We start from the raw sequence: 8,520 nt of genomic DNA on the forward strand, positions 1-8,520 counted from the left end.
CGTCCGCGTCGTCCGCCGCGACGTCGACGAGCAGCGGGGGCGCGAACTCACGGCCCGGAGGCCGGTGCCGCGCGGCGGCCCGGAGGCGGGGCGGACAGGTGGGGCGTCCATCGCGGCGGCGCATCAGAGCTTCACTCCCTCCGCGAGCAGCTCCCGCACCACGCGGTCGATGCCGCGCTGGTTGATGATGCGGATGCCGTGCGCGCTCACCCGCAGCTTCACGAAGCGGTTCATGCTGGGCACCCAGAAGCGGTGCCACTGGAGATTCGGCAGCGAGCGCCGCTTGTGCCGGTTGTTGGCGTGGGAGACGGTGTTGCCGACGAGCGGCCGCTTTCCGGTGACCTGGCAGACCTTCGACATGGAGGGTTCCTCTAGAGGGCTTCAATGGAAAGAAAGAGCCGCCGCTGGCCGCTGCCAGCGATGGCGGGGGAGCGGTGCGCGGCGCCGTTGCCCTGGTTGCCGGGCCAGGACTCGCCCTTGAGGAGCGCCACGTCGAAGCGCTCCAGCGCGTGGACGGGCTCTCCGCGCGCGACGTGCGCATTCTCCAGCCACTCGGTGGCGGGCCCCGCGTAGGTGCAGAGCAGCCGGACGCCCACGCGGTCCACGTGGAAGGCTGGACACATGGCGCTGGCCAGGATGTGGAGGCGCACGCCCAGCTCCGCCGCGCCGAACAGGTCCACGTAGAGGCGCAGCAGGAAGTGCACGTCCGCGAGCCAGGCCTCGAACTGGGGGCCCTGCGGGAGTCCGTCCAGCCGGCGCCGCAAGTCCGGCGCGTCGCCCCGCACGCGGGCGATGACGTCCAGCTCGCGCGTGACCGCCACGTCGCTGAGCCAGTGCGCCAGGGGCGTGTCCAGGCCCCGGCGCCACACGCAGAGGTTGAGGTCCTCGCGGTAGATGTCCGCGAGCTCCTCGGGCGTCCACACGAAGGCCTGCGCGGGAGACGCGCGGGGGCGGAGGGCGGGCTGCATCAGGCGTGCTCCTCGTCCTCGTCCGTCCGCTGCACCTGCCATTCGGGGAACGGATCCTCCATCCGCGCCCAGTGCTGGGGCCCGCGCGCCAGCTCCGCCGGCGTGAGCAGACAGGCCTCGAGCAGCCGGGCCATCTCCTCGTGGTCCGCGTCCTGGGTGATGAAGACGATTTCCTGCCGCCGGTCGCCATGGGGGCCCACGCACTCGCGCTCGATGTCGGCGCGCGCCTGGGCCTCCTCCGGCCACTCGGCGCGGGGCATCGCGTCCCACCACACGCCGCCGGGCTCGAAGCTGCAGGCGCCGCCCGCCTGGGCCCAGACGCCGGCGATGTCCATCCGCGTGGCGAGCCAGAAGAAGCCCTTGGAGCGCAGCACGCCCTTCCAGCTCTCGTGGATGAAGTCCCACAGCCGCGCGGGGTGGAAGGGCACGCGGCTTCGGAAGACGAAGCTGCGGATGCCGTAGGTCTCCGTCTCCGGCGTGTGCTCCCCCCGCAGCTCCTTGAGCCAGCCCGGGGCGCGCCGCGCGCGCTCGAAGTCGAAGCGGCCGGTGTTGAGCACGGCGGAGGGCGGAACGCGGCCCCGCTCGGAGGTGACGAGGTGCGCTTCCGGGTTGAGCTTGCGCAGGATGTCCTTCAGCCGGGCCAGCTCCTCCGCCGGGACGAGGTCCGTCTTGTTGAGGACGAGCACGTCCGCGAACTCCACCTGCTCCACCAGCAGGTCCACCACGGTGCGCTCGTCCTCGTCCGCCGCGGCCAGTCCGCGGGCGGCCAGGTCATCCGCGGCGTTCCAGTCCCGGAGGAAGTTGAGGGCGTCCACCACCGTGACGAGCGTGTCCAGCCGCGCCACGTCCGACAGCCCCTGGCCCTGCTCGTCCGTGAAGGTGAACGTCTCCGCGACGGGCAGCGGTTCGGAGATGCCGGTGGACTCGATGAGCAGGTAGTCGAAGCGGCCCTCCCGCGCGAGCCGGGAGACCTCCAGCAGCAGGTCCTCGCGCAGCGTGCAGCAGATGCAGCCGTTGGACAGCTCCACCAGCTTCTCGTCCACTCGGCTCAGCGCGCCGCCCGTCTTCACCAGCCGGCCGTCGATGTTCACCTCGCTCATGTCGTTGACGATGACCGCCACCCGCAGACCCTCCCGGTTCTGGAGGACGTGGTTGAGCAGCGTCGTCTTCCCCGCCCCCAGGAAGCCGGAGAGCACCGTGACGGGCAGCCGGGCCGCGGGGGCCGTCACGGCTTGCCCTCCACGAACAGCACATGCTTGCGCACGCGCGGGTCGTACTTCCTCAGCTGGAGCTCGACGTAGCCAGTGCCCGCCGACGACACGAGCTGGATGATGGTGCGGTTTCCCTTGGGCATGGTGGGCTCCGGCCGCCGCGGAGTCAGGCCGGGACGGTAGTAGTGGTTTCCGGAGTGCTGTTGTAACCAAGTTGCGTTAACGGCGCAAGCAACAGCGCGGGCCGGACGTCCGGGAAGGGGGCGTCGCTAGGCCTCGGCGTCTTCGTCCGCGTTGCGCGTCGCGCTCCGCCGCTTGCGGTAGCGGGTGATGGCGCGCTCCAGGGGGCGCAGGCCCGCAAGGCACAGCAGGGCAATGGCCATGGTGGTGACGGCGGCGAAGTAGAAGCCCAGGCCGGCGGCCAGGCCCACGGAGGCGGTGAGCCAGAGGTTGGCCGCTGTCGTCAGGCCCTTCACCTGGCCGTTGTGGCGCATGATGACGCCCGCGCCCAGGAAGCCGATGCCCACCACCACCTGGCTGGCGATGCGGCCGATGTCGCCCCGGGTACCCTCGGGGGTGTCGGGGCCCAGCGCCACTTCAATGAAGACGCTGGCCAGCGTGAAGCAGCACGCGCCCAGGCAGACGAGGATGTGGGTGCGCAGTCCGGCCGCCTGGCCGCGCACCTCACGCTCCAGACCCAGCACGCCCCCGAGCAGGGCGGCCAGGGCCAGTCTCATCGCGACGGTCTGCTCATCCACGAGCGGGGAGCCTACTCACCCAGCTCGATTTTCTCGTCCTTGTCCGCTTCGCTCAGTTCGGGATTGGGCAAGGTGTCCAGCGCGGCCGTCAGCAGCTTGCTGGACGGCACCACGTAGGGCGCCACTTCTTCACCCAGCTCCTGAACGTACTGGCCCACGCGCTGCGCGTAGTCCTCGTCCTGGGAGTCCCAGCTCCCGGCGGCCTCGGCGAACCAGACCTCTTCGCCGTCGCGGCAGCGCACCAGCTTCGCGTGCACCGCGGCCTCCGCGCCGCTGCCCCGGAGCTGAATCTGGGGGGACAGCCAGAGCACGCCCTCCAGCCCCTCCACGCACAGGCTCTTGAACGTGGCGTCCGTGGGCACGTCGGGCAGCGCCGCGCTCTCCTTCACCAGGAAGTCGCGATTCTGATTCACCCACTGGCGGGCGATGAGGCTCCACAGCTCACCCACCGAGACCTTGCCGTCGGGCAGCGGCTGCGTCACCACCACCAGGCGCTTCACCTGGTGCTTGTCCACCGTGTCGTAGTCACCGCGCAGCCGCTGATTCTTCACCGCGGAGCATCCGGACAGCAGGCCCAGCCCGAGCACGGGCAACAGTCGCTTCATCATGATGTCCCTCTCCCGGCCCCCTCCCGCGGGAAGGGGGCCTCCTTCAGGTGCACGCCCGGGCCAGGGCGGCTCAGGCCGCCTTCGGCTCGGAGTCCTTGCCACCGCCAGCCGCGCCGCCCCCACCCGAGGACGCGCCCGACTCGCGCTGACGCCGGTCGTACATGAGCTGCATCACCGCGGCCAGCACCGTGAAGGACACCACCAGCGTGGTGATGAGGCCAATGCACGCTACCAGACCCATGGAGCGCAGGCCGTTGTGGGCCGCGGCCAGCAGCGCCGCGAAGGCCACCACCGCCGTGAGCGTGGAGGACGCGACCGCCGCGCCCACGCTGCGCAGGGCCACCAGGGGGGAGGTGCCCTCCAGGAAGCGGTGGAGCAGGTACAGGCCGTGACTCACCCCGAAGCCCAGGAGGATGGGCAGGATGATGATGTTCATGAAGTTCAGGCGCAGCCCCGTCAGCGCCATGATGCCCAGCATCATCGCCACGCCCACGCCCAGCGGAATCACGGACGCCAGCGCCAGCTTCGCGTTGCGGAAGTCCAGGAAGTGCATGGCCAGAATCCAGAGCGCGGTGAGCACCACCGTGACCTTGCCGTCCCAGAGGACGATGCGCGCCAGCCGCGCGTAGAGCTGCGTGGCGCCCGCGGCGCGGAACTCCTTCTCCACCGTGGGGGCCTTGGGGTCCCACGCGTCCTGGTCATACCTGCCCGGCGTGTACGCGGCCTTGATGACCTTCGTCTCGTCGGAGAACTTCAACATCTTCTGGCCGTCCAGCAGGTCCACGCTCGCGTAGATGAACGTGAGGTAGCCGTGGTTCTCCGGCTTGGCGGAGGGCAGGTTGCGGAACTGGGCGGTGTAGTTGGACGGGACGCCGTGGACGTCGAAGGGCTTGGCGTCCAGCACCTTCTTGAAGAAGTCCGCGTTGGCCTGCATCTCCGGCGGCAGCGCGGCGACGGAGAAGCCTTCATCCTCCAACTGCTGCATCTCCGCCTTCCACTCCTCCAGCACCTTGGCGTTGGCCGCGGCCGTCTCCGCCGGGGGCACGAAGGTGAAGATGCTCACCACCTGGTCGATGGAGGGGTACTTCTCCGGGTTCTGCGTCAGCTCCCGGTACACACCCTCGGCCTCGTCCAGGTCCTTGGTGTAGATGGCCATCGGGTCGCTGGAGATGTTGAAGCGCTCGTTGATTTCGTCCTGGAGCAGCACGGACGACATGCCGTCGGGGATGAGCGCGCGGGTGTTGTAGTTGAAGCTCACGCCGTACTTGAGGCGCTCGAAGAAGCCCAGCTCCACGCCCTTGGGCGGCTCCTCCGAACCGGCCCAGGGCACCGCGGCGGCGCAGATGAGCGCGACGATGGTGGTGCTGATGCCCAGCACCCACTTCGGCTTGGGGATGCGCAGCTCCTTGCCGGTGGTGGCGGAGTTGGTGGGCGGCGGCTTCATCACGCCGATGAGCTTCTGGGGCAGCGCCGGGTTGATGCGGCCGGCCAGCGCCAGAATCGCCGCGCTCCAGCAGAACAGCGTCAGGCCCAGGATGAGCGTGCCCGCGCCGGCCAGGAAGCCGAACTGGCTGAAGCCGCGGAACTCGCTGACCATCAGCACGAAGAAGGAGCCCGCCGTCACCACCGCGGCCACCGCGGCCGGACGGCCCGCGTTCATCACCGCGTCCCGGATGGCCACGTCGTACGGCTTGCCCGCGCCCAGCTCCAGCCGCGTGCGGAAGACGAAGTGGATGCCGTAGTCGATGCCGAAGCCGAGCAGGATGCCGCCCAGGATGGACGTAATCATGTTCAGCTCACCCACCGTCGCGTAGGTGAAGCCCAGCGTGTACAGCGTGCCCACCACCGTCCCCGTCACGACGAGGAACGTGGGCGCCAGCTTGCGGAAGAAGAGGATGGTGATGACGAAGATGGCGCCCAGGGCGATGAGCGTCACCGGCTCCAGCGACTCTTCAATCGCGTAGGAGTCATCCACCGTCGTCTTGTACGAGCCGGTGAAGCCGTAGGCGATGCGCTGCCCGTCGCCCATCCGCTGGTAGTCCTCCTCCAGCTTCACCTTGCCCGGCTGCGCGGAGTACGCGTCGAGCTGGCCCTTGAGCCGCTCCAGGTAGTCCTTCGTCTTGCCGATTTCGGTGTTGTCCCACATCGGCTTGACGAGCAGCAGGAGCATCTTCTTGTCGTCGGAGATGTTGTAGTCGTCGCGGATGCTCTTCTTGCCAATGGAAGAGTACTTGTCGACCAGGTCCTGCATGTCGAGCTTGACGGGCTCGGAGCCGCCCAGGTCGATGAAGAACGGGTTGCTGCGCTTCAGCTTGTCGCGCAGGAACGCCATGATGCGGCGCTTGCCCTCCACCAGGTCCTCCGTCTTCACGAAGAGGACCATGTTCTGCTGGATGAACTCGACGGGCAGCTTGTAGGAGACGTTGCGGACGTACTCCGTGTCCTCCTGCATGAGCTTCGCGAGGTCGTCGGCGGTGCGCTTGAGCGCGGCCTCATCCGACGAGCGCAGGGCGACCATGAGGAAGCCGCTGCCGCCCACCATGTCGATGACCTGCTTGACGTCCTTCACCTCGTCCAAATCCTGGGAGATGAGGTCGAGCTGGTTGGAGTTGATGTGCAGCTTCGACGTCCCCCACAGCGACACGGCCAGCAGGGCCAGCATCACCAGGAGGACGGCCCCGGGCCTGCGGACCAGCAGTCCGGCGAAGGCTTGGGCGAAACGGGAGTGGGAGTTCGGATTTCTATCGCCGCTCATGCGGCGGCGACCCTACCGGCAAACGCCCGGGCCTGAAAGGCAAAGCCCGGCCGCCAGGCCGCTGCCCTGCCACGGACGCCCGCGTCATGCCGGGGGCGCCCCAGGCCCGTGTTCAGGGGGCGGGCGGCGCGGAGACCCGCAGCACGTCGTTTTCCGGTTCCTTGGGGGGCAAAAGGAACGAGCGCGGGTCCTTCACGAGGTGCGCGAGCACGGCGCGCAGGAAGGGCAGGGCCTCGCGGGTCGGGACGTCACGGGCGCGGACGGCCACCCCCAGCGCGAGCGAGAAGGACACCCCGAAGTTGATGAGGCCGGTGAGGGCCATGCCCGCCAGCGCGGCCAGGAACTCCGGCTGGAGCACCGCGCCAGGCCCCAGCGCCGTGCCCGCCAGGGAGAGCGAGCCGAGCACGAAGGTGACGTGGCGCACGTCCAGCCCCAGCCCGAAGAAGCCGCCCACCACCGGCCCCAGGGCCAGCAGGAAGCCCAGCGTCACGTTGGCCCCCAGGCCGGAGGCCGCGTGCTGGAAGCCCTCCGCCAGCCGCCGGGCGCGCGCCTCTCCCAGGAGCCGCCGCAGCACGCGGTGGTGGGCCAGCGCCTCGGGCAGCCGCCGGTACACCACGAAGTTCTCCAGCCACCCGCCCGCCACGCTGCTCATCCACAGCATGACGCCCGTCATGGCGGCGAATATCAACGTGCCGCTCTTCCATGGGTGCAGGGAGGCCACCGTGGCCTGGGCCTTGGCCGGGCTCATGAAGGCCTGGCCGGTGCTGAGCTGGTACCCCAGCGCGAACACGACGGCCGCGGGGGCCACCACGCCCAGGTTGCCCACGAAGGCCGCCAACTGGGAGCGGGTGATGCGCGGGATGAGCTCCACCAGGCTCGCCAGCCGCTCACCCCGGGCGCCTTCGCCCACCGCGCCCGCGAGCGTGGCCGCCGTCACGGACGGCTGCTTGGTGGCCAGGGTGAAGCCCAGCGCCTGGATGAGGAGGAAGGCCAGGGCGTAGTTGAGGCCCACGGCCAGGAAGGTGAAGAAGGGCGCCAGTATCAGGCCCGACAGGAACGTCTTCTGGGCCACCGCCATCGCCGTCACCAGCCCGCCGCCCGCCGCGGAGTGCACCATGGCGTGGAAGCCCTCGCGGGTGCTGGTGATGTAGTGCTCGCCGGAGTGCCCCGCGCGTTCAATGACCTTGCGCGCCAGCATCCGCACGTTGCGCTTCACCAGCTCCGCCACGGAGCGGTCCGCGTGCGCGCGCCGCAGCAGGTCCGACACCAGCGTCATGGCCTCGCGCCAGCGCGGCTCGCCCCGAGCGGCCCCCAGCACGCGGGCAATGGCCTCCATGCGCTCCAGGACCCGGCGGATGCGCTCCAGCCGGTACACCAGGTCCACGCTGACGCCCGCGTCCTCCAGGTGGCGTGACACGCTGCCCACCACCTGGCGGCAGTCCGCCACGCATTGGGACAAGTCCCGCAGCGTGTCCGCCGCCGCGTCGCGCGCCAGCACCGCGTCGCAGACCAGCCGCATCCGCAGGAAGGGCGAGGCGCGGAAGGACGTCTCCGGGCTGCGGTCACGCACGTCCTCGGCCATGCCCAGGGCCGCCACCTGCACCGCCAGCAGCAGCAGCGCGTCCATCAGGTCCGCGCGCACGCGGGCGGCGGGCATGGGCTCTGGCGACGCGGGCTCGCCGACCAGCGCCGCGAGCTGCGCGAGCCGCGCGGGGGCCAGCCGCGCCAGCCAGTCCGCGTCGTCCGGGTCCGGGCACAGGCGCAAGAGCAGCTCCGACAGCTTGCCGGGCTCCGGCGGGGCGGGCAGCAGTGAACGGGCGAGCCGGTCCGACGCCTCCGCGAAGAAGCCCTGTCCGGCGGGCAGGCCCACCTGGGCGAAGAGCTTGAGGCCCCGGCTGCCCTCGAACACGGCGGACACCAGCCGGGTGAGGGTGGCGCGCATGGCGGGCTCGCCTTCGAGCACGCGCACCATCAGGGCCAGCCGGCTGTCGGCGGCGGAGACCTCCGGTTCGGAGGCGTCCACCAGCGCGTGGGCGGGGATGCGCTCGCGCAGCCACTGCATCCAGCGCTCCACCCACTGGAGCCGGTCCTCCAGGCCGCCCTCGGGCACGTCGCACAGCAGCCGGTACAAATCCCGTACGGCGGAGTGGCCCGGCGCCCGGGGCGCATACTGCATGCAGAACGCATCCACTTCACGGGCGGAGGGCTGCGCCCTGGGGG

General features: G+C 70.2%; 8 protein-coding genes. All 8 read right to left on the bottom strand.

The features are described 5' to 3' along the window. Window positions 1-123: 123 nt before the first annotated feature. Window positions 124-360 carry a 50S ribosomal protein L28 gene (rpmB, locus tag G4D87_RS28405; protein WP_002633194.1) on the bottom strand — a complete coding sequence of 79 codons (237 nt, stop codon included), beginning with the start codon at window positions 358-360 and terminating at the stop codon, window positions 124-126. 11 nt (window positions 361-371) lie between these two features. Then, window positions 372-968 (bottom strand): DUF1826 domain-containing protein, encoded by a 597-nt coding sequence (locus tag G4D87_RS28410; RefSeq protein WP_163785845.1) that lies wholly within the window; start codon window positions 966-968, stop codon window positions 372-374. After that, entirely contained in the window at window positions 968-2,197 is a 1,230-nt protein-coding gene (zigA, locus tag G4D87_RS28415; protein ID WP_163785846.1) for a zinc metallochaperone GTPase ZigA, read from the bottom strand. The genes G4D87_RS28410 and zigA overlap by 1 nt, the downstream gene beginning before the upstream one ends. Continuing rightward, complete coding sequence (gene rpmG, locus G4D87_RS28420; RefSeq protein WP_163785847.1) at window positions 2,194-2,322, bottom strand: 50S ribosomal protein L33; 129 nt, start codon at window positions 2,320-2,322, stop codon at window positions 2,194-2,196. Before rpmG ends, zigA begins: the two co-directional genes overlap by 4 nt. A gap of 126 nt (window positions 2,323-2,448) precedes the next feature. Next, window positions 2,449-2,937: an MgtC/SapB family protein gene (locus G4D87_RS28425; RefSeq protein ID WP_163785848.1), complete on the bottom strand. Its 489-nt coding sequence runs from the start codon at window positions 2,935-2,937 to the stop codon at window positions 2,449-2,451. A gap of 11 nt (window positions 2,938-2,948) precedes the next feature. Beyond that, complete coding sequence (locus tag G4D87_RS28430; protein WP_163785849.1) at window positions 2,949-3,545, bottom strand: MXAN_6521/LA_1396 family lipoprotein; 597 nt, start codon at window positions 3,543-3,545, stop codon at window positions 2,949-2,951. 70 nt (window positions 3,546-3,615) lie between these two features. After that, window positions 3,616-6,300, bottom strand: coding sequence for an efflux RND transporter permease subunit (locus G4D87_RS28435; RefSeq protein WP_163785850.1), 2,685 nt, complete (start codon window positions 6,298-6,300; stop codon window positions 3,616-3,618). Between the two features lie 112 nt (window positions 6,301-6,412). Then, the coding region (locus G4D87_RS28440) for a site-specific recombinase (RefSeq protein ID WP_240358678.1) at window positions 6,413-8,520 on the bottom strand (2,108 nt) is incomplete at its 5' end.

This window comes from Myxococcus vastator, from assembly GCF_010894475.1.
GTDB classification, from domain to species: Bacteria; Myxococcota; Myxococcia; order Myxococcales; family Myxococcaceae; genus Myxococcus; species Myxococcus vastator.